The sequence below is a fragment of the candidate division WOR-3 bacterium genome, from assembly GCA_011052815.1.
Taxonomy (GTDB): domain Bacteria; phylum Hydrothermota; class Tepidihabitantia; order SM23-42; family SM23-42; genus DRIG01.
This window is the reverse complement of record DRIG01000066.1, coordinates 1-20,834: the sequence shown is the minus strand read 5'-3', so window position 1 is coordinate 20,834 and position 20,834 is coordinate 1. Positions and strand designations below refer to the sequence as shown.

22 protein-coding genes are annotated in these 20,834 nt (G+C 46.2%); 2 read left to right on the top strand and 20 right to left on the bottom strand.

Annotated features, from left to right (window positions below):
• Position 1: 1 nt before the first annotated feature.
• The 16 genes from ENI34_06300 to ENI34_06225 form a co-directional block, all read right to left on the bottom strand.
• Positions 2-1,648, bottom strand: a complete 1,647-nt coding sequence (locus ENI34_06300; GenBank protein ID HEC78737.1) for a long-chain fatty acid--CoA ligase — start codon at positions 1,646-1,648, stop codon at positions 2-4.
• Positions 1,641-2,033, bottom strand: coding sequence for a hypothetical protein (locus ENI34_06295; protein HEC78736.1), 393 nt, complete (start codon positions 2,031-2,033; stop codon positions 1,641-1,643). Before ENI34_06295 ends, ENI34_06300 begins: the two co-directional genes overlap by 8 nt.
• Positions 2,034-2,040: 7 nt before the next feature.
• Entirely contained in the window at positions 2,041-3,021 is a 981-nt protein-coding gene (hprK, locus tag ENI34_06290; protein HEC78735.1) for an HPr(Ser) kinase/phosphatase, read from the bottom strand.
• On the bottom strand, positions 3,018-3,335 hold the full coding sequence (raiA, locus tag ENI34_06285) for a ribosome-associated translation inhibitor RaiA (protein HEC78734.1): 318 nt from the start codon (positions 3,333-3,335) through the stop codon (positions 3,018-3,020). The genes hprK and raiA overlap by 4 nt, the downstream gene beginning before the upstream one ends.
• A gap of 63 nt (positions 3,336-3,398) precedes the next feature.
• On the bottom strand, positions 3,399-4,409 hold the full coding sequence (gene thiE, locus ENI34_06280; protein HEC78733.1) for a thiamine phosphate synthase: 1,011 nt from the start codon (positions 4,407-4,409) through the stop codon (positions 3,399-3,401).
• 105 nt (positions 4,410-4,514) lie between these two features.
• Positions 4,515-4,721: a cold shock domain-containing protein gene (locus ENI34_06275; GenBank protein ID HEC78732.1), complete on the bottom strand. Its 207-nt coding sequence runs from the start codon at positions 4,719-4,721 to the stop codon at positions 4,515-4,517.
• 137 nt (positions 4,722-4,858) lie between these two features.
• Entirely contained in the window at positions 4,859-5,341 is a 483-nt protein-coding gene (locus ENI34_06270) for a GNAT family N-acetyltransferase (protein HEC78731.1), read from the bottom strand.
• Positions 5,307-6,230: a cation transporter gene (locus ENI34_06265; protein HEC78730.1), complete on the bottom strand. Its 924-nt coding sequence runs from the start codon at positions 6,228-6,230 to the stop codon at positions 5,307-5,309. The genes ENI34_06270 and ENI34_06265 overlap by 35 nt, the downstream gene beginning before the upstream one ends.
• 22 nt (positions 6,231-6,252) lie before the next feature.
• The gene (locus tag ENI34_06260) at positions 6,253-7,434 is read right to left on the bottom strand and encodes a threonine synthase (protein ID HEC78729.1); all 1,182 of its coding nucleotides are present in this window, start codon (positions 7,432-7,434) and stop codon (positions 6,253-6,255) included.
• Positions 7,435-7,474: 40 nt separating this feature from the next.
• Positions 7,475-8,212: a hypothetical protein gene (locus tag ENI34_06255; GenBank protein ID HEC78728.1), complete on the bottom strand. Its 738-nt coding sequence runs from the start codon at positions 8,210-8,212 to the stop codon at positions 7,475-7,477.
• Between the two features lie 2 nt (positions 8,213-8,214).
• Entirely contained in the window at positions 8,215-8,964 is a 750-nt protein-coding gene (locus ENI34_06250; GenBank protein HEC78727.1) for a polysaccharide deacetylase family protein, read from the bottom strand.
• Positions 8,921-10,216 (bottom strand): MFS transporter, encoded by a 1,296-nt coding sequence (locus tag ENI34_06245; protein HEC78726.1) that lies wholly within the window; start codon positions 10,214-10,216, stop codon positions 8,921-8,923. The genes ENI34_06250 and ENI34_06245 overlap by 44 nt, the downstream gene beginning before the upstream one ends.
• Positions 10,217-10,219: 3 nt before the next feature.
• Positions 10,220-11,338, bottom strand: coding sequence for a glycosyltransferase family 1 protein (locus tag ENI34_06240; GenBank protein HEC78725.1), 1,119 nt, complete (start codon positions 11,336-11,338; stop codon positions 10,220-10,222).
• Complete coding sequence (locus ENI34_06235; GenBank protein HEC78724.1) at positions 11,335-11,769, bottom strand: dUTP diphosphatase; 435 nt, start codon at positions 11,767-11,769, stop codon at positions 11,335-11,337. Before ENI34_06235 ends, ENI34_06240 begins: the two co-directional genes overlap by 4 nt.
• The gene (locus tag ENI34_06230) at positions 11,770-12,618 is read right to left on the bottom strand and encodes a hypothetical protein (GenBank protein HEC78723.1); all 849 of its coding nucleotides are present in this window, start codon (positions 12,616-12,618) and stop codon (positions 11,770-11,772) included.
• A 12-nt stretch (positions 12,619-12,630) separates the two neighbouring features.
• A complete protein-coding gene (locus ENI34_06225; GenBank protein HEC78722.1) occupies positions 12,631-13,818 on the bottom strand; it encodes a pyridoxal phosphate-dependent aminotransferase in 1,188 nt (395 codons plus the stop codon).
• A 95-nt stretch (positions 13,819-13,913) separates the two neighbouring features.
• On the opposite strand from ENI34_06225, the gene ENI34_06220 reads away from it, so the two are divergent.
• Complete coding sequence (locus tag ENI34_06220) at positions 13,914-15,410, top strand: leucyl aminopeptidase (GenBank protein ID HEC78721.1); 1,497 nt, start codon at positions 13,914-13,916, stop codon at positions 15,408-15,410.
• Positions 15,407-16,387: a hypothetical protein gene (locus ENI34_06215; protein ID HEC78720.1), complete on the top strand. Its 981-nt coding sequence runs from the start codon at positions 15,407-15,409 to the stop codon at positions 16,385-16,387. Before ENI34_06220 ends, ENI34_06215 begins: the two co-directional genes overlap by 4 nt.
• 102 nt (positions 16,388-16,489) lie before the next feature.
• On the opposite strand, the gene ENI34_06210 is transcribed toward ENI34_06215, so the two are convergent.
• The 4 genes from ENI34_06210 to ENI34_06195 all read right to left on the bottom strand — a co-directional run bounded on the left by ENI34_06210 (position 16,490) and on the right by ENI34_06195 (position 20,714).
• The gene (locus ENI34_06210) at positions 16,490-18,145 is read right to left on the bottom strand and encodes an FAD-binding protein (GenBank protein ID HEC78719.1); all 1,656 of its coding nucleotides are present in this window, start codon (positions 18,143-18,145) and stop codon (positions 16,490-16,492) included.
• A 12-nt stretch (positions 18,146-18,157) separates the two neighbouring features.
• Positions 18,158-18,850 (bottom strand): 4Fe-4S dicluster domain-containing protein, encoded by a 693-nt coding sequence (locus ENI34_06205; protein ID HEC78718.1) that lies wholly within the window; start codon positions 18,848-18,850, stop codon positions 18,158-18,160.
• A 220-nt stretch (positions 18,851-19,070) separates the two neighbouring features.
• The gene (locus ENI34_06200; protein ID HEC78717.1) at positions 19,071-20,084 is read right to left on the bottom strand and encodes a M42 family peptidase; all 1,014 of its coding nucleotides are present in this window, start codon (positions 20,082-20,084) and stop codon (positions 19,071-19,073) included.
• Between the two features lie 6 nt (positions 20,085-20,090).
• Positions 20,091-20,714 carry a hypothetical protein gene (locus ENI34_06195; GenBank protein ID HEC78716.1) on the bottom strand — a complete coding sequence of 208 codons (624 nt, stop codon included), beginning with the start codon at positions 20,712-20,714 and terminating at the stop codon, positions 20,091-20,093.
• Positions 20,715-20,834 lie beyond the last annotated feature (120 nt).

Sequence of the window (20,834 nt, the reverse complement as noted above, 5' to 3'; positions counted from 1 at the left end):
ATTAAACCCTGAGTCCCCGATCAATAAAGAGATGACGCTTGATCTTCTGGGTCGTCGTCTTGGGGAACTCCTCTTCCCTCAATTCGAACCGTGTGATTCTTTTGTAAGAGGGTAACTCCTCGTTTACCTTCTTTATCTCCTCTTTAAAGAGTTCTTCTATATCCTCTTTTGTAAGAGTAAGATCGGCTGAAATACTGTATTTTTCAAGCAATTCGTAGTCCGGAAAGATCAAGGCGCAGATCAGTTCTTTTTTGGTTTCCGGTTCGATACGCGGTACGACAAGGACTTCTTTCACCCATTGACTCTTCAATAACTTTTCTTCCAGTTCTTCCGGATAAACATTCTTACCGCTCTGTGTCACGATCAAACTCTTTTTTCGACCGGTGATATAAAGATATCCTTCTCTATCAATCCACCCCAGGTCGCCGGTATAAAGCCAGCCGTTACGCAGAATCTTATCAGTTGCTTCTTTGTTTTTATAATAGCCGAGCATTACATTCGGACCCCGTACCACAACCTCACCGATACCGTTTTCATCCGGTGCATCTATTCTGACCTCTACCCCGGGGATAGGAATCCCCACTGATCTATTCTTGGGTCTTTCCAGAGGACTCACCGATATCACCGGTGAAGCCTCTGTCAAACCATACCCCTGAATAATAGGCAGGGCGAAAAGTTCCAGACCGCGTGCCACTTTTTCAGTAAGCGCGGCGCCGCCGGCACAGGCGATACGCAGATTACTGAGTCCCATCTCCTTACGGACCTTTGCAAAGAGCGGTTTGCGCAAAAATTTAAAAGCCGAACCTATCCCTTTAATCGTGTTAAACAGAATCTTTGTGGGAAGCGGGGAATGTGATATTTTTCTATAAACCGCTCCGAGAAATTTCTCGAAAAAGAGCGGCACCGCGATGATGCAGGTAACCTTGGCTTCTTCCATTGCAGCCAGAAGGTCTTTCGGTTTCAAACTCGCCGGGTAATAAACAGTGGCGCCCTGATAAAGGGGATACAGGAAGCCGCACGTTCCTTCAAATGTGTGGTGCATCGGAATGATTGAAACCATTGTATCATTCTCATCCACCCTGATCGCACTGTCGATTGCGATCAGATTACTGAAAATATTTGTATGGCTCAACATAACCGCCTTCGAAGTACCGGTGGTTCCGGAAGTGAATATCAACACCGCCAATGAATCCGGATCCAATTCCGGTACAGAAAATTCCCGCGTCGACTTCAGCTTCTTTATTTCATCCATCCGAATGATGAACTCCAGATTCTTCAATTCTTCTTTTACGTTTTCGATCTTTTCCAGATAGTGTTCAGAAACCACAATCCCTCTGGCTTCACTCTGCCGAAGGATATGAAGAATTTCTGTCTCTGAAAGCAATCGATCCACAGGGACACAAACCAATCCCGCCCTTACAACCGCCAGATATCCGATCGCCCATTCAGGTCGGTTCTCACCCAGCACCGCAAACTTATCTCCCTTTTTCAATCCAAGATAAAGAAGATAATTCTTCAGTTTTATCACTTCTGTCTTGAGTTGCCGATACGTGTAAGCGGTATCTCCTTTTTTGAGAGCCAGTTTATCCGGAAATTTCTCGGCGGCGTATTCAAAAACTTTCCCCAGATTTTTTATCTTTTTATTCATTTCTACACCTTAACTGAATAATATTCTCTTTTCCTTTTGCTATTAAAATGGGAATAAGTTCCCGTGCAGAGTGTTTTTCACGCAGCACAAAAAATTCAATGAGCATCGGCAGATTCACACCGCTTATGATGTTCAATTCTCTATTCTCTTTTAATAATGCATAACAGCTTATCGTACAGCTGCCGCCCGGTAGATCCAGAAAAATCAAGCTCTCCTGTTCTCTGTCTTTATCAACCGCCTCTGCAATCTTCTTATTCAACATATTACAGGAAAGTCCTGTATTGGAAATAATCTCGACATGATTCTGTTTTCCGACTATCTGTTCAGCCGTACTGACCATAACTTCAGCGAATTTACCATGTCCGACGACGATCGCCCGTACCATACCGTCCTTACTCTATATCTTCATCATAGTGCACACTGGGGGTTTCCATTTGAGACAGAACACGCCGCAGTTCTCTATCGTATTCTTCAGCAGGTCGGATACCACGCAGTTCAAGCAGATGATTCATGGCAATCACTTCGGCGATAACCGATATATTCTTGCCGGGTGTAAGAGGAACAACATAACGGGGGATTTTAACATCAAGAATCGTCTTCGTCTTTCTTTGCAGACCGACACGGTCGAAATCGCCTTTACTTTCATCCCAGAGTACCAGCTCAATAACAACCTCGATACGTTTTCTCAGACGCACTGATTTGACACCGAATATTCGAAAAATATCCACAATCCCGACGCCCCGAATCTCAATATGATGCCTCAAACGATCACTCTTTTCCGCACCTGAGCCGACAAGGATGTTCCCCCGCTGTATGATCTTCACAAGATCATCGACAACGAGACGATGCCCCCTCTCGATCAAATCAAGAGCACATTCGCTCTTACCCGTACCCGGTTTTCCGATCAAGAGTACTCCGACACCATAGATGTCCACGAGTGTACCCTGAATATATTTCGTGGGAGCAAGTTTATAATCGAGGTATGTCGAGAGCTTATGAATGAAGGGGGTCGTTGACATCGGAGTCCGTAAAATCGGAATCTTGCGTTTCTCTGCCTCTTCAAGAAACTTCTTATCGATCGCCAGCCCTTTGGCGACAATAATGCAGGGTTCAACGAGCCGCATAACAGTGGCGATGCGACGGCTTTTTATTCTCTTCGGCAACGTCTTTAAAAAAGAAACCTCTGTCTTACCGATGATGGCGATACGGTCACCGAGGAAATAACCGGTATATCCGGCAAGAGCCATACCGGGTCTGAAGATATCATAGGTTGTTATCTTTCTTGTCTTTAAATACTCCCCGCCGACGAGAATTTCAAACGAAAATTCATCTTTCTTTTCACGATACAAAGTTTCTACTGTTATCTTCTTCATTTCCGCCTTGTCTTCTGGGCGATCCTCTTTCTTTCACGGAATTTCTCTTCATATTTAATCAACTGCCGCTCGATTTTTCTGAAGACTTCATTTATCCCCTGATAGATATCGTGATTCTTCACCTTACTTATGACAGTCGAATGTTTGACAGAAAGATTCAATTCAACGATGCTGAAAGACTTATCCTTTTCAAAAATCAGATCCCCTTTTATAATGTGATGAGAGTACTTTTCCAGTTTGGAGATTTTCTTCTGTGCATATTTTTCCAGAGCATCAGTGAGTTGAAAATTTTTTGCGGATATCTTCAAATCCATAAAACCTCCTTGTTTTTGGGGTGATTATGTTCTGAGATAACATATTCTATTCAATTATAACCATTATTTTTTTCGTGTCAATGCACGAATCTTTCTTTTGATATCTCCGTCGAAAATATATGAACAAACCGCGATACCGGCGGCGCCGCTTTTAAGAACACGCTGAAAATTCCCGGCGTTGATACCGCCGATCGCCACCACCGGGATATTGACCTTCCTGCAGATCTTCTGCAGGGTCTTCAAACCGCATACAACAGCGTCGGCTTTGGTCACGGTTTTAAAAACAGCACCGACACCGAGGTAATCCGCTCCCTGTTTCACCGCTCTTTCCGCTTCCTCTGTTGTCCGTGCCGAAACCCCGATTATATAGTTCTCTCCAAGAATCTCACGGGCGATCCTGGCATTAAAATCATCCTGTCCTAAATGAACTCCATGGGCGCGGCAGGCTAAAGCAATATCGGTACGGTCGTTAATGATGAACTTTAAACCGTCACCCCTTATCGCCTTCTTAATCCTGACTGCATAATTGTAAAACTTCCTGGCCGTCAATCTCTTGGCTCTCAATTGAATCATTGTAACGCCGTTTTTCTCAAAGATGCTCACAAGATCTTCTATCCTGTGGAAACCTAAATACCTTTCATCGAGAATCACATACAATGAGGGATCGAACTGTTTTGCCAGTATAGCTGCCACAGTCTTTTCCAGATCATAAATTTTGAACCTGAGCTCTTTCACTCTGCGGCTTATGCCCAGTGTTCCGCTCTTGGTAAGTTCCTCGAGAATGCGACAGGACTCCTTTGCACGTGTAAAGTTGGCGATAACAAGTTCTTTCAAAGAAGAGTCGGTCCGGGTGTCAAACTTACCATGCCTGCCCGGATCCTTTTGGCTTTTGCGGTGACCGATGATTTCAAACCACGGTAGATTCCTCTTGATATTCAAAAATTCTCTTCTTATGTTTCTGATTAAATCAAGAGATTTTTGATTCGCAAGTTCGAATCTGATTAAATCTTCTAAAAATTTCAGGGATTCATCGAGACGATTCAAATTTACGTCCGCAATACGCTCCCACTGCACATAGAATTATAACTAAATTACTTTTTATGTCAATATGAACAACTACCTAAAAAAACAGGGGGTCTGGTTTGAGCCAGACCCCCTGCGAGACGGTTTAAGTCTCTTTTATTCGCTTACTCGTTCGACTTTCAAGGCTTTATCACCTTTTGGTGTTGATGTAATTTCAAACTTAACTCTTTCGCCTTCTCTAAGGACCCGATAACCATCACCCACTATATCTGCATAGTGAACGAACACATCACCGGAGCCGTCTTCTTTCTCTATAAATCCAAAGCCTTTCTTACTATCGAACCACTTAACCTTACCGTAGATATCCAAATGTCCTCCTTTCAAGCCATCGTACCTTTATTCACATTTTAAAAATGCTAAAAAGGCAAACCTCTACGGTCACAGCTTGAATCATTATATCCGATATAGAACTTTTGTCAAGAAGATTTTAAAGCCGCAGGTTAAACCTTCGGCCCCTTCCTTTTTGTAAAATAGATGATATCGGAATGGCGTTTATATCCCATCCTTTCAAACGCCGTCATGGACACTTTGTTCCACTCTTCAATCAGGCAGGCGATTATCTCTATCCCCATCTTTCCGAAACGGCGCTCAACCTCCTGCACCAGTCGATGACCGATCCCCTGCCTTTGATACGCCGGAGCGACCGCAAGCCGGTTTATCCAACCCTTTCTACCGTCGTGCGTACCGAACACCGAGCCGATCAAGATACCGCCTTTCTCTGCAACGAGAAATACAGCAGTGGGGTGTTTCAATTCAACGGCGATTTTCTCTCTCCTGTCCCGACCTTCCGGTTTATAAGGTAATCCCGCTTCATTCCACAACCGAATGAGATCATCATAATCTTCGATGCGTAACGGCCGAATCTTAATACCGACCTGATTACCGCTTTTACCTGTGACCATCATCACCTTCCGGCTCGACATGGACAGTCACTTCTGCCCCTTCGATAAACTCCTTTATACACTCTTCCACTTCGGTGGCTTTTTTATGGGCTTCATCAAGAAGGGTATCGGGTTTCAATCTGATATGGACCGTTATCTCATATTTTCCGCCGTAGTCGTGGACATGGATGTGGTGCACATCATTTATGCCGTCGCATTTCAAAGCGATCATCTTGATTCTGTTGATAAACGACGCTGAAGGTGCCTCACCGATGAGAAAACTGGATGATTCTTTAATGATCCCCAGACCTGTATATACGATAAAACACGCAATCAGTATACTCAAAATTCCGTCTACATAATAAAGCCCGAACCGATACATTATAAATCCGATAATTACAAGAACTGTTGAAACGGCATCGGCGCGGTGGTGCCATGCATCAGCCCGCAGCGCTGAAGAATCGATCTTTCTTCCCAGTTTAAAAGTGAAGCGTGCAAGCCACTCTTTGCAGATAACTGTGATAAAAAGAATCAAAACAACAAGCCACCTGAATTCCACGGGAACAGGATTCCGCATTCGATGGAATCCCTGGATAAAAAACTCAAAGCCGACGATGATGAGCATGCAGGCGATGATGATCGAGACGACCCGCTCTGCACGACCGTGACCAAAGGGATGCTTATGATCGGGAAGTTTCGTCGAAATCCTGAAACCGATGATTACCACCAACGAGGTGGCGACGTCGGAAAGGGAATGTATCGAGTCTGTAATAAGAGAGATACTGTTCACCGCCATTCCCATGATAAACTTCACGAGTGAAAGAATGATGTTTACTATAATACTGATGACACCAGCGGCATATCCGTATCTCCGCTGTCTGTTTTCACGGTCGAGTCGAAATAGAGAGGTGAAAAAATCACCCATTCTCATTAAAAACTTTTATACCTTTCTATTACAAACGAAGATTTTTCACCCACAGGTGGGCATACTTGATGCCTGTAGCGGTGTTGAAAAGGACCACTGTTTCATTATCCTTGATCCATCTTTTACTGCGTAATTGTTTGAAAGCGGCGAGTGTAGCCGCTCCTTCAGGGCAACAGAATATTCCCTCTGTGGTTCCTATCTGGGTTATCGCCTCCATCATATCTTCATCAGAAACCGCAACCGCCGTCCCCCGGCTTTCGCGGATCGTACGTAAAATAAGAAAATCACCGATCGCAGCCGGCACCCGGATTCCACTGGCAATGGTCTCTGCTTCCCGCCAGGGTGCCGCCGACTCCATACCGCCTTCAAACGCCCTCACAATCGGAGCACAACCTTTTGCCTGAACAACGACCATCCTGGGCAGTGCAGACTTGACCCATCCTAAATTCTTCAACTCCTCAAATGCCTTCCACATACCGATAAGTCCTGTACCGCCTCCGGTCGGATATATTATGACATCCGGTAATGTCCAGCCCATCTGCTCAGCGATCTCAAAACCCATGGTCTTCTTGCCCTCGATACGGTACGGTTCTTTGAGTGTCGACATATCAAACCATCCGTATTGTGCTGCATCACTTGCAGCACGCTGACCGCATTCGTTGATGAGCCCGTCGACGAGCTGAACCTGGGCTCCTCTTGCAATACACTCGACGATGAACGTCTTGGGAACATCGCGCGGCATATAAATATGCGCCTTCAATCCGCCGAGAGCGGCATAGGCGCTCATTGCACCGGCGGCATTTCCTGCAGAAGGCAGTGAAAGTTCGGTGACCCCGAGCTCACGCGCCCGTGAAACAGCCACCGCCATACCGCGTGCTTTAAAAGAACCGGTCGGATTCCTGCCTTCATCTTTTATATACAGATTATCGAATCCCAGAACCTGACCGAGCCGCGCGGCGTGAATCAAGGGAGTATATCCCTCCCCCAGTGAGATGACATCATCCAATGATTGTATCGGCAATAACTCGTGATAACGCCAGAGGTTTTGAGGTCTCAGCAGTATATCCTCTTTCTTCACCTTCTTCTTTATCTTCTTTAAGTCATACAGAACCACCAGAGGTTTACCGCAGAAAGTACACAAATTCCAGCGGCGATCCGCTTCCAATTTATTGCCGCACTTTGAGCACTCTAAATGATGTATATATGTCATAACATTATAATCATATATCGAATTTACAAGTAGTCAATATTTATTTTTCCTTCTCCTCGATCTCTTTGAGCAGTCTTTTCGCTTCTGGTTTGTGAATGAGCACATAATCGGCTTCATACGTGGGAGTCGTTATCTGCAGGACTTTATTCAAGTACCAGCGTGCCTTTTCATAGTTTTTCTTCTTGATATAAACCTTCGCCATATCAATATAGAGAACAGTATAATTTGAATCAATCTCAAGCCCACGATTCAGCGCCTCGATCGATTTGTTAAGGTTACCGCCCAATAACCACGGAAGTTCATAATAGAGCATCGCCCGGGCGTCAAATGCACCGGTATGTTCAGGATTAAGTTTCAACACCCTGTCGATCTCCTTCTTTATTTCAGGAACCAATGCCAGTGAATTCAGTACGCCTTTGGTTTGACCTATCCTCCCGAGGTTAACCATATACCAGAAATGCGCCCACGCTGAATCATCATCGGCTTTGATCGCCTTTTCACCATACTCCTTGCCCTTGTTGTACAGCTCCAGTTTCTCTTCCTTGGTCTCCGCAGCATCGCCGAGCAGATAAAAGACTCTCGAAAGTTCATATAACGCACGGACATTTCCAGGTTCCGAGTTTACGACCTCCTCAAGAATATCCCTGCTCTTGAAAAGATTCTCAAAATTCTGATGCCTGGTTAAATACAGCTCTACAGCCCGGTCAACGAGCGAGTCACTTGACTGAGCAAAGAGCAGCGGTAAAAGAGCAAATAATAATATAAAACTCCTGTGCATCTTCAACTCCTGTTTTTGGCATACACTTTCTTCTGGCTGAGCATGGTGGCTATCGTAAAATAGTTAATCACCTTCTGCTTCAGCCGTTCATATCCATACTGGAGGATCGGTCTTTCGAAAATTTTTATTCTCAAAGTACCGACGGTGTCTGTTATATATATCGCTTCTTTTTTCAAAGCAAGGGCATTACCGCCGTCGCCTCCGAAACCGAATTTATAACCTGCTTCACCTGCAACCCTGATCACCTGTTCATTGAGCCGATTAAAGGGATACGAGACGCAATCGCATCCGCCGATCTTCTCATCCAGTATTTTTTTCGACTCAAAGAGTTCATATTCAAGATCAGGAAGAGACAGCCTCGTCAGATTGCGGTGTGTCATTGTGTGAGAACCGAATTCAATTCCGTAATTCCTCATTTCAATAATTTCATTCCAGGACAAGTGTGCGGTACGTTCTCCGTTCAACGAAAGGTCCCAGATATTCGTTTTGCCCACGTATCCGGCAATCAGAAAAACCACGGCTTTCATATTATATTTCCTGAGAATGGGGAATGCATACTCATAAACACTCTTTTCTCCATCATCAAAGGTAATCACCACCCCCTCTTTCTCTTCACCGGGCAGAACGGCCGCTATACCACACGACCTTAAAAATTTCAAGAAGCTCTCGAACTGTTCCGGCCTGTTCCAGGTTCCACAAAACTGGAATTTAGGCGTTATCCTGTGAAACTGCAGAGCCTTTACCACGCGCAAGGATCAACCAGCTTACGACAGCAAGCACCGCCAGTAAAATGCCGAATACATAAAAGAGAAAATTCTTTGCAACGACTGTCGCGAGAAAACCGACAACCAGAGCCGCAGCCACGAACGAGCCGTTCAATATCCAGTCCCGTATGGAAAACATCCTGCCGCGGACGAACTCATCTGCATAACGATGGATCAAGGTCTCCTGACCGATGAATACCGGTGATATCGCAATACCTCCGATGAAGACCGCCACGGCGAACATCCAGAGATGATTCAAAAAAGGAAAAACAAATAAGGTGCCCGCCAACAGAATAAAACAGACGATGATTAATTTCTTCAGATCAAAATGATGGCCGAAAACACCCACCAGCCAGGCACCGGATAAAAGTCCGAGTGCACCGACGGCGGCGAGAAATCCAACCCCCCTTGTGCCCCATGCCATCTCCTTCTGTATCGTCGGGATGACCAGAACATAGATTATACTTCCGGCGATGATCAGCAGCAGGATTGAAATCATGGTGAAGCCGAGATTCCTTTCTTTCAATATAATCTGCACTGCATGTTTCAGTTCTTTCCAGACCTTGACCAGACCGTTACGGACCAGAAGCAAGAACCCCCGCGCCTCTAAATGCTGTTCCTGTTTCTTTATCTCCGGCAACCTCACCTTCATCACATAGAGCATAACCGCCGAGACACCGAAAGTGAGCGCATCGAGGATAAAAGCGACGATCCATCCGGCAAGTCCGATGAACTTATCCCACATCTGCCAGTCAACGATAAAACCGCCGGTCAACATACCGAGAAAAGTCGCTCCCCTGCCCACGAAATTGACCACGGAATTCGCCCTTAAAATACCGTCGTGCGGCACAAGGTTCGGAATTATCGCACTCCGTGCGGAATTAAAGAACAGGGTAAGGAGAAACATAAAAAAGACAACCCCGAATACCGGATAGATGTTCTTTGTCAAAAGAAACAATATCGGGATCAAAATAGCGCAGACCATCCGCAGGGTGTCGCAGACGACCATCACCTTCTTCTTATGCCAACGGTCGACAAGCACACCGGCTATCGGACCGAATATGAGCACCGGCAGTGTCATAAATATGGCGAGTTGCGATAAAAGAAAGGGAGTTCTGGCACCGGGGTAAAGACCGATCACCCCGATAAGGGCGATGTAGTCCAGTTTGTCACCGAATTGACTTATGGTCTGGGAAAAGACGAATATTGAAAAATCCCTGTTTTTTAATGTCGCCCACACCTGCTACCTTCCCTGTTCTAAAACTTCCTGATAAAAATCAAGCACCTTTTTCGTCACGATCTTCCAATCATATTTCAAAGACTTCTTCCTGCCGTTCTCTCCCAGAACCTCCATCTTCTTCCTGTTCTTCAGAAGACGGACCACGGTTTCGGCAAGTGACTCGGCGTCGCAAGCTTTAAAAAACACCCCTTCTTTATCATCCTCCAGGACCTTCCGATAACCGGGAATATCAGAAGCCACGATCGGCTTGCCTGACGCCATCGCCTCGAGCAGCACGATACCGAAACTCTCCTGCCCTGTCGCCGGAGAACAATAGATATCACAGGATGCATAATAACGGGGTAATTCTTCAGGACTTACGTGCCCTGCAAAGATGACACTCTCTTTTATATGTTCCTCTACATAGCGGCGGTAGAAACGTTCAAGAATCCCTCTGCCGACCACGATGAGTTTTGCTCCGGGAAACTCCCTGGTTATCAAAGGAAAGGCTTGCAAGAGGTATTTAAGACCTTTTCTCGGTTCGAACCTGCCGACGAAAAGAATCTTGGGTGAATATCTTTCCAACTCGGGCAGAGGTTTGACTGCAGGGTGAAACCGGGTGGTATCAATGCCATTGGGGATAATCCTGTAATTACCCGGGAAATATCTGGAAACCGAATCCCGCGCCACTTCAGAAACAGCGATCATTCCGTCGATCTTTCTGAAATACTGCTCCAGCACCGGTTCCCAGAGCAGATAACCGAAACTCTCCTCATGGGCTGAATGGCAGGTGACAAAGTTCTTCGCCTGTGAATATTTGAGTGCAAAATACGGCAGTACGGGCGCCACCGGACCGTGGATATGGATGACGTCGAACTTCTGCCGTTCAAGGAATCGTCTTAATCGCCAGGGGATCGTCAGCCCGATCGTAATAACGGAGAAAGATTTATTCTTCGGAATTTTTATCGCCCGGCCTATTCTCACTATGTTCTCATCAACATACGGATAATTCTTGCCGAATGATGGAGCAAGGACCTTTGCATCGTGACCGAACTTCCGCAGGTTCTGCCAGAGATAGAGCATATGCTCGGGCACTCCGCCGGTATGGGGATAGAATGTATCAGAAACAAGCAGTATCTTCATATTCCTGTATGTCCGAAACCTCCCTCACCTCTTTCTGTCTCCTGCAGTCTGTCCACGGGAATGAATTCCGCCCGGACAACGCGGCTGAAGATCATCTGCGCAATACGATCGCCGTTTTGAATGACGAATCTTTCACTTCCGAAATTGAATAATATGATCTTTATCTCACCGCGATAATCCGCATCGATCGTACCCGGTGCATTGAGAACACCTATTCCATTGACGGCGGCAAGGCCGCTGCGCGGTCTCACCTGGGCTTCATATCCTCGGGGAAGTTCAATCCTCAGCCCTGTCGGAACAGTACAGAACTGCCCGGGTTCAAGAACAATCTTTTCCTTAATACACGCACAGAGGTCACAGCCCGCCGCATGCTCACTGTGATAACGGGGAATGGATTTTCCTATAATCTTAACCTTTATCCGACTCTCCATCTATTCGATCCATTCCGGATGAAAGACAAACCATTGATCAGGATATCTTCGTATGATCGATTCGAATTTCTTCACCATCAATCTGTTGAAATCTTCAACACCGCCTTCAAAAACAAAAGGCGGTTCAATTACGCCGATATAACGATGACGCTTTGTCGGCGGGTTCAACGCCATATACGCGAATACAACCGGGATCTTCTTCTTCACGATGATCTCCGCCAACCCCCTGGGGATTTTCCGTTTGCCGGTGAAGAAATCCACGGTTAGTCCGTTCTTCTGAATATCACGGTCAGCCAGTACCGCAAGTATCCGATTATTCTTTATCGCATCAAGAAAGGCAAAAGCGGATCTGGAAACAGGAAAGGTCTTCATCCCGGTCCGTTCACGGTGTTTTGTGTAGAGGGCGAACATCTCAGGCTCGGTCTCTTCCACTAAAGCACTGACCGCCAAACCCTGGGCCGCGAGATAAGCACCGGCGTAATCCCAGTTTCCCAGGTGGAGGGTGAGAAGAACACATCCACGTTTCATTTTCAGGGCCTCTGATGCATGATATATCCCGACACCTTCAACGTCGAAATCTTCTTTCCCGATGAAATCCAGCCTGAAAAAATCAACCATCGTACGTGCAAAATTCATAAAAGTTCTCTTTATATAATAACAGAACATCTCAGATTCAATCTTCTGGTCTGAAAAGATATATTGTAAATTTTTCCTGATGTAATTCCTCTTTTCTCCGGCAAAATAACAGAAGACAAGCCCCAACAAACCGGCAATCCTGTCAGCGAGCTTAAAAGGTAAAATTCTTACAAGCGCGACGCCGCACTTTTGCAACCGCACAACAGGATTCATGCACCTTTCTTCTCAACCCTGATACGCCTGGAGGGCGGCTTTCAGAACCTTAATCGCCTCGCGCAAGTCTTTCTCTTTCAGCACATAAGCAATGCGGACCTCGTTCACACCTTTATCCGGAGAAGAATAGAAGCCGTTCGCCGGTGCAAGCATAACGGTCTTGTTCTCGTGATTAAAATCGGTCAAAAGCCACTCACAGAATTTATCCGTGTTGTCCACGGGCAATCTCAATACCGTATAAAAAGCACCTTCAGGTCTATGACCGTACACACCGGGGACCGCCGGAAGTTCTTCAAAAAGAATATTCCTGCGCAACTCGTATTCTTCAATCATCGGCTTTATATATTTATCGATATTCTTATAAGCAGCCACTGCACCGACCTGTTCAAGGGTCGGCGGACACAATCTCGCCTGGGCGAATTTAAGCAGGCGATCCATTATCATTTTGTTCCGACTGATAATCGAACCGACCCGGGCGCCGCAGGCTGAAAACCGCTTTGATATGGAATCCATTACAATTACACGATCCTCGATCTCTGAGAGTGAAAGTGTGCTTATATGCGTCCTCTGATCATAAACAAACTCCCGATACACCTCGTCCGAAAGCAGAAATAGTCCGTACTTTTTGCACAGGCCGTTGATGATAAACATCTCCTCTTCAGTAAGGACCGTACCCGTAGGATTATTGGGGGTGTTGATCAATATCGCTTTTGTCTTTGAACCGATCTTCTCTTCAATAACTTCTTTCGGAGGTAGATGAAAACCCTTCTCGACTTCGGTTGTGATGGGAACAAGTTTAACCTGCGACATCACCGCCAGTCCGTTGTAATTTGTATAAAACGGTTCAAAGACGATTATCTCATCTCCGGGATCGCACACCGTCATCATTGCGAAAAGAATGGCTTCGCTGCCTCCGGTCGTAATCCATACATTATCAATATCAATATCAAATCCCAGATTTCTGTGATAATCGACGACCGCCACACGCAACTCAAGAAGCCCTGCCGACGGTCCGTAGCGAAGTACTTTTTCCCGATAGTGTGCAATCGCCTCGAATATCTCAGGTGGAGTATCGATATCCGGTTGTCCGATATTGAGATGAAATACATGAATACCCTTTTTCTTCGCCTCTTCAGCAAAAGGTGCCAGTTTACGGATTGCTGAATACGGCATATCTTCTGCTCTTCTGGAAAGCTTTATTTCCGCCATAAAGAATTATATATAAGTAAGTTTAAAAGTCAACCTGCAGGCGAGTGAATCTTGACAACCATTCGATTTACGATATACTTAAACTTATGAAAATAGAAATAATCAACCAAAAAATCACGGATTTCGCAGGTGATGTAATCATTGTTAATCTATTTGAAGGAGTGACCTCCCCCGGCGGTGCGACCGGTGCCGTGGACAGGGCGCTCAACGGCATAATCTCACGACTCATAAAAAAAGGTGAGATAAAAGGAGAATTCGCTGAAACCACGATAATCCATACACCGGAAAAGCTGAAGACGGAAAGGGTTCTTGTGGTCGGCTTGGGGAAACAGAAAGAGTTCGACCTTGAGCAGCTCAGAAAGATCGCCGGCGCAGCGGCACATGCCTGCAGGAAAATAAGGGCGAAAAGAATCGGCACGATTGTACACGGAGCAGGCATCGGCGGCATCGCTCCGGAAAAAGCCTGTCAGGCGCTTGTCGAAGGCACGATCCTGGGGCTCTATCAATTCAAAGAATATAAGAAGATAGAAAATTCGCAGATTAAAGAATTTGCAATCGTTGAATTAGACAAGAAGAAGATCAAACCATTCAAAAAAGGACTGAAAATCGGTGAAATACTCGCTCAATCCCAGAATATCGCCCGTGACCTCATTAATGAACCGGCGAATAATCTGACTCCGGAAAAACTGGAAACAAGGATCAAAACACTCATCAAAACCACTGGTTTGAGTAAGGTGATAGGTTTCAAATGTCTCTATAGAAAAGACCTTGAAAAATTTGGTATGGGGGCATTATTGTCGGTTTCCCAGGGCAGTTGTAATGAACCGCGCCTGATAATACTGAGATTGAAAAACAGCAACAAACCATTGACGACCCTGATCGGAAAAACAGTGACGTTCGACTCCGGTGGAATATCGTTGAAACCATCGGCGGGAATGGGAGCGATGAAAGGTGATATGGCGGGTGGTGCGGCGGTCATCGGTGCAACCATCGCCCTTGCCCGTGCAAAGGCCAGAATAAATCTAATGACCCTCATCCCTGCTGTAGAAAATATGCCCTCAGGTTCGGCTTCGCGGCCCGGTGATGTGGTGCGGGCGATGAACGGCAAAACCATTGAGATAATCTCAACCGACGCCGAAGGAAGAATGACCTTAGCTGACGCGATATGCTATGCGGAAAAACAGAAGGCGGAAACGATCATCGATATCGCCACCCTGACCGGTGGTTGTGTCATCGCCCTGGGCGATCTTACAGCGGCGGTGATGGGTAATGACCAGAGACTGATCGACAAGTTGTTATCAACGTCGAAAAGAAGTGGTGAACATCTCTGGCAGTTGCCGCTGTTCAAAGAATACAGCGAGCAGCTAAAGAGCGAGATTGCAGACCTGAAAAACTCCGGAGGCAGAAAAGCATCAGCCATCACCGCGGGGGTCTTTCTCCAATCATTCGTGGATAATGCCCGGTGGCTCCACATCGATATGGCGGGAAAAGAAAGCAGTGAAAAGAGCGGCTTTTATACGCCGGCAGGCGGTACTGGATTCGGTGTAAGAACCCTCTTCGAATTTGTGAACGAAGAACTATGATTCACATAATCCCCGTCCTTCTCTTCTCCTGCACCCTCACTCCCGCATCATTCCCGATCAGCTACTATACCCTGTCGAATCCCGCCTTCACCTTATACAAAGGTGATTACCAGGTTGTGATTGAGCCGAAAGGCATTGGCGACATCGCGGTCTTTAACTGCGGTGCACGTTTCAGAACATGGGGTATGGCATTTTCGAATCTGCGTGCCGAGACCGAACGAAAAAACTGGCTGAGTTTTGCATACCATTTCAATACCATACCTCTATCCCTCGGCGCGAATCTGGGGATCAACGAAAGAGCAAACGAAAACAGAAACCTCCTGTGCGATATCGGTCTCTGGTACAGAAGAGATTTGAAGTTCGGCTTTGATTACAGTAATCTCTTAGAAAACAACAGGGTATTGAGAGCCGGTCTGTCATATACCCTGAACAGATTCACCGGCACGCTTGAACTCGAGGATTCGATATCCCGGCAAAAACTCATCCCGCACATTCTACTCGGAGTCGCCCAGCCTGTGGCGAATTTCATCATTCAATTAAGCGGCGGTTATCATCCTGAACGGTTTGTCGCTGAATTAAGTGTGAAATTCCGTGACTTTATAAAATGGCAGCTCCTTTTCGAAGAAGAAACCAAGTTATTACTCGAGGTGAATTTCAGCCCACCGGTAATCGTAAAAGAGGTCACTGTTCTTGAAACCCTGCTGGTCGAGCAGCCGATCGTCGTCAAAAAAACAACCACGATAGAGAAAATCCCGAAAGGTAAGGTAAAGGATAAAAAAACCCCTTCTTCTCTTTCAGAAAAAGAAAAAAAATACTGTGAAACCCACTATCTCAAAGGAATAGAATGCTATCTGAACAACGAACTGGAGCAGGCAATAAAAGAGTGGAATGCAGTCATCAAACTCGACCCCGATTATAAAGACGTCAAACGATATCTGGAAAACGCCCGGGCTAAATTGAAATTATTGAAGGAATAGCCGGCAAATTCAATCCTGGCTTGGTTTTTAAGGAAAGAAAATAAAAACAGCAGGGGTGGTTGAAACCACCCCTGCTGTTTATCTGTCAACCCTGGATTGTTTCTAAAATACGTCGATCATCCGGGCGAGTACGGCTTTACCGCGATAATCAGGCAGAAGTATCGGCGCCTTACGGGTGGTCTCGATACCTGCTTCTTTCAACAACTTTACATAATTATCGAGATGTGCAAGTGTCATCTTTCCATGCTGGGGTGCGCTCTTCAAATATTCCGCCACAGAAATACCGGCTCTTCTTCCGAAAACAAGACAATCAAGCGTTGAATTGCCCATCAATCGGTTCTTACCGTGCACTCCGCCGGAGACCTCACCGGCGACCCAGAGACAATCAATATTCGTCTTACCCCATGGATCGGTTTCGACACCACCGTTCTGGTAATGGAGAGTGGGGAAAACAAGAACCGGATCTTTACGCATATCAATATCAAAACGTTTGAACATCCGGAACATACCGGGGAATGACTTCTCAATGGCACCGACGCCGTTCTTGAGCTCGATCATCGGGGTATCAAGCCAGACACCACGCATACCCGTCGGAGTCACAACCCCTTTGTTCCTGACATAACATTCACGGATAAAGCTCGCTGCTTCGACATCCCTGGGTTCAAGCGGAAAGACGAATGCCTCACCGTCCTTGTTCACGGGTTGAGCCCCCATACCACGCAGTTTTTCCGTAAGGAGAAGGCCGATGATCTGCTGTGGATATGCAGCTCCTGTCGGATGGTACTGAACTGTATCTGTATCACGCAGCTTTGCTCCCACCCGATAAGCGAGCACGACACCGTCGGCGGTCGCGCCATAATGGTTGGTCGTCGGAAAACCCCGAACATGGAGTCTGCCGAAACCGCCTGTCGCCAGAATCGTTGCTTTTGCCTGAACGATCTTATAATCGTGTGTTTCAAGATTATACAACACCGCGCCGGTCACACGATTTCCATCCGTCAAAAATTCGATGACCGGTGAGTACTCAAGGTACGGAATCTCCCGTGTTCTGAATTCGTCCCTGATGACCCGCAGTTCCTCGAGACCGGTATAATCTTTACAGGCGTGCATTCTTCGGCGTGAAGTTCCACCACCCGCCTTCTCCACAAAACTACCGTCTTCTTCTCTGTCAAGCATCGCTCCTAAATCACAAAGCCATTTCATTATCAAAGGAGCGTCTTCAACAAGAGCACGCAGCACATCCGGCTTATTGGTGAAATGACCGCCGCCGATGGCATCTAAAAAATGGCGGGCAGGAGAATCGTTCTCGCGGTCGGCGGCTTGGGTGCCTCCTTCAGCCATGATCGAATTTGCATCACCATGCCTCAACTTATTAACGAGAAGAATCTTATCCTTTTCAATACCCTGGTCATTCGCCCACACAGCAGCGGTTGTACCGGCAAGACCACCGCCGATGATAAGGAGATCCACCACATAATCGGGCTTACTTAAATCGACTTCATTACCCCCTATCAATGGATAGGCTTCGATCAAATCCACGACTTCATTCGGAGCCATATCCCCTTTATTCGGACCGATGGAGATCGCTCTTTTACCGCCCGGTGCAAAATCAGGGTGCACCTTCAAAACCTCTTCCCTTTCTTCCATCGTCATCGCTTTGGGGATATAATCTTTTCTCTGTGCCCTTGTCCGATTTACATTGTCGATCAACTTCCGCATATACTCAGGGTAGCCACCGATAAATTTTAACTCAGCCATTCTTTCCTCCTTTTATGCCTTCTCTATATCCCGGGAAGTATAAAGCTTCTTCAACTCATCAGTACTCGTACTCATAAGTTTATCAAGCTCTTCCTTGTATTTCCCCTCTTCAATCTCTTTAACCCTGTTGAGTAGATGATCAGGTGGTGGAGTCTCGTATTTTCCGTGCAGACGCCTTGCGAGTTGAGCATAATTATACTGAGCGAGCTCTGCCGGACAACGCATCGCACAAAGACCGCACATAATGCAATCAAATGATAAATCAGCCATCAAGCTGATATCACCCCGTTTTCCGGCGGCGATATATTCCATCACATCAATATCCTGAGGGCATGCCTTGGTGCAGGAATTACAGCCGAGACATCGTAATATCTCTGGATAATGGGTGAGAAAAGCCTCGATCCCCGCAGAAAGTTTGTTTATATCATAGTTCGCCCGTTCAGCCGGTGTAAAAGGTATCTGGGTGAGATACATACCGTCCTCGACCCTGGTCTGGCACGCCATGGCCGTCTTTAAACGATAATCTCCTTCTATCCGGTAAACCGTTGTACAGGCACCGCAGAATCCGGCGCGGCAACCACAGGAGCGGATGAACCGATAACCTGCAAATTCCATCGCCTGCATGATTGTGAGGCCTGCAGGAACTTTGTACTTCCTGCCGAGAATGGAAATCGTTATCCAGTGTTCGATCTCTTTTTCATCGATGCCCGTGATGACTGATTTGTTAGAATCGGCGATTTTATCCATAATATTGTCGTCTTTCTCAGACATTTTGGCTAACCTCCTTCTGCAGTTGACTTATAATTTAAACAAAAATCCGGAAAAGTAAAATAATCAACACCTCTATGTTATACAAAGACCCTCTATTATATCCAAAAACGTAATGATGTCAACAACCCGGTTTGCGAGAAAGTTCTCTTCTCATTCACAATCTTCTAATGGCGCCGACAATCAATTCTTTGGCGCGGATGATATCTTTGAGTGAAACCACCTCCACCGGGGTATGCATATAGCGGATCGGAATTCCTATGACACAGGTCGGAATACCTTCACGGTTGAATGCTATTGCATCGGCATCAGTCCCCGTATACGTAGGAAGCGGCTCGATCTGATATGGAATCTCCAGTTCTTCCGCGGTCCTGATAAGCAGATCATAGAGCTTTTCAGGAATCGTCGCTCCGCGGCCTATCACCGGCCCTTTGTTCAGCGGAAAATACTGGTAGTCCTTCAGGGTGGGGTATTCCCCGAATGTCACATCAACGGTTATGGCATAATGGATAGGAAGCCGATACGAGTGGATTCTGGCGCCGAGGCCGGTATACTCCTCCTGGCTCGTCGCTACAAAATAGAGATTGCAGGCAGGTACTGACCGAACAAGTTCCTTGAACGCCAGGAGACTGCATGCGACACTCGCACGATTATCCAATGATTTCACGCTCCGTAAATCTCCCTGTAGTTTTTTATAAGTCCCGACAAAAGAGATACAATCACCGATTCTCACAAGTTCTTTAACCTCGGCACACTCCAGTCCGACATCGACGAACAGCTTCTCCATGGGAAGAACCTTCTTGCGTTCCTCTTTGGTCATCAGATGAGGTGGCTTCGCCCCGATGTATCCTCTCAGTTTTTTCTTTCCATGAACAATCACTTCCTGTCCGGGCAGAATACGTACATCAACACCACCGATGCCGCTGAAACTTATCCGGCCCGCATCATCAATGGAGCTGACCATAAATCCGATTTCATCAACATGGCAGGCAAGCATAACTCCGATATTCTTTTCGCCGGGAATATGCCCGATGACGCTGCCGTCCTGTTCTGTACGCGCCTCCACTTCATAACCGCACAATTCCCGCCGGATGATCTCCAATACCTCTCCTGAATATGCCACTCCTGTAGCAAGCGTAAGTTTCGATAACAGAGTATCAAGGTATTCCATTTGTCTCTATCCCTTCTTCTGCTTCATCTTTGTCAAAACCAATGATTTGTTGTCCTTTGTATCAGCCAAAGAACAGAAGACCAAATTCCCGGTCTCAAACGCCAGCATGGTATTAACTCTCGCCGTGACTGTCTGATTTACGAATTTAGCGCCGTTCTCCACGATGATCTTGACCCCCTCGATATAGCCCACACCCTCGTTGTGATTCAATCCTCTCTTCAATATCCTGACGGTAATCAACTTATCCGGCGTGAATATCGGAGTCAGTACCCTGTACAGATCGCGGATATCGATGATACTGACCTGTGGAAAATATTTTGACTGCCGACAGACTTCATCCGATACGGTGAAGAGCTTCGCGCGTCTCTTTCGTGCGAGTTTCAGGACACAGACTTCTTCGACCAATCCGTTACCTTCTTCCTTAACGAATTCAACACGTGCATTCCTCTTTAATATATTTATCGCCCTCTCTCCTTTAGTGCCGATGAATTTCCGAACAATGGTCCTCACCAGTGTCGGAATTATTATCTTTCCTTCATAAAAATTTCTTTCAAAAAGATGGATGACCCTTCCATCAATAATGCTTGATGAGTCCAGAACAAATCGATTCTCTCTCTTAAAAAATATCATTTTTCCTCCTAAGAATAGCTTCCGTGGGTATATGGTTCATCTCTTCCTCAATAAATTTTCTCTCAGTCTCACTCCCCGAGTGCATACTTTACTGCTTCCTGCACATCACCGACACCGACG

Bases quoted from the DNA above. Each gene is read 5' to 3' on its own strand.
- ENI34_06230 (HEC78723.1), bottom strand. From the start codon at position 12,618: ATGAATCCTGTTGTGCGGTTGCAAAAGTGCGGCGTCGCGCTTGTAAGA.
- ENI34_06260 (HEC78729.1), bottom strand. From the start codon at position 7,434: ATGACATATATACATCATTTAGAGTGCTCAAAGTGCGGCAATAAATTG.
- ENI34_06240 (HEC78725.1), bottom strand. From the start codon at position 11,338: ATGAAGATACTGCTTGTTTCTGATACATTCTATCCCCATACCGGCGGA.
- ENI34_06270 (HEC78731.1), bottom strand. From the start codon at position 5,341: ATGTCGAGCCGGAAGGTGATGATGGTCACAGGTAAAAGCGGTAATCAG.
- ENI34_06195 (HEC78716.1), bottom strand. From the start codon at position 20,714: ATGATATTTTTTAAGAGAGAGAATCGATTTGTTCTGGACTCATCAAGC.
- hprK (HEC78735.1), bottom strand. From the start codon at position 3,021: ATGAAGAAGATAACAGTAGAAACTTTGTATCGTGAAAAGAAAGATGAA.
- ENI34_06215 (HEC78720.1), top strand. From the start codon at position 15,407: ATGATTCACATAATCCCCGTCCTTCTCTTCTCCTGCACCCTCACTCCC.
- ENI34_06255 (HEC78728.1), bottom strand. From the start codon at position 8,212: ATGCACAGGAGTTTTATATTATTATTTGCTCTTTTACCGCTGCTCTTT.
- ENI34_06210 (HEC78719.1), bottom strand. From the start codon at position 18,145: ATGGCTGAGTTAAAATTTATCGGTGGCTACCCTGAGTATATGCGGAAG.
- ENI34_06300 (HEC78737.1), bottom strand. From the start codon at position 1,648: ATGAATAAAAAGATAAAAAATCTGGGGAAAGTTTTTGAATACGCCGCC.
- ENI34_06200 (HEC78717.1), bottom strand. From the start codon at position 20,084: ATGGAATACCTTGATACTCTGTTATCGAAACTTACGCTTGCTACAGGA.
- ENI34_06295 (HEC78736.1), bottom strand. From the start codon at position 2,033: ATGGTACGGGCGATCGTCGTCGGACATGGTAAATTCGCTGAAGTTATG.
- ENI34_06235 (HEC78724.1), bottom strand. From the start codon at position 11,769: ATGGAGAGTCGGATAAAGGTTAAGATTATAGGAAAATCCATTCCCCGT.
- raiA (HEC78734.1), bottom strand. From the start codon at position 3,335: ATGGATTTGAAGATATCCGCAAAAAATTTTCAACTCACTGATGCTCTG.
- ENI34_06265 (HEC78730.1), bottom strand. From the start codon at position 6,230: ATGAGAATGGGTGATTTTTTCACCTCTCTATTTCGACTCGACCGTGAA.
- ENI34_06220 (HEC78721.1), top strand. From the start codon at position 13,914: ATGAAAATAGAAATAATCAACCAAAAAATCACGGATTTCGCAGGTGAT.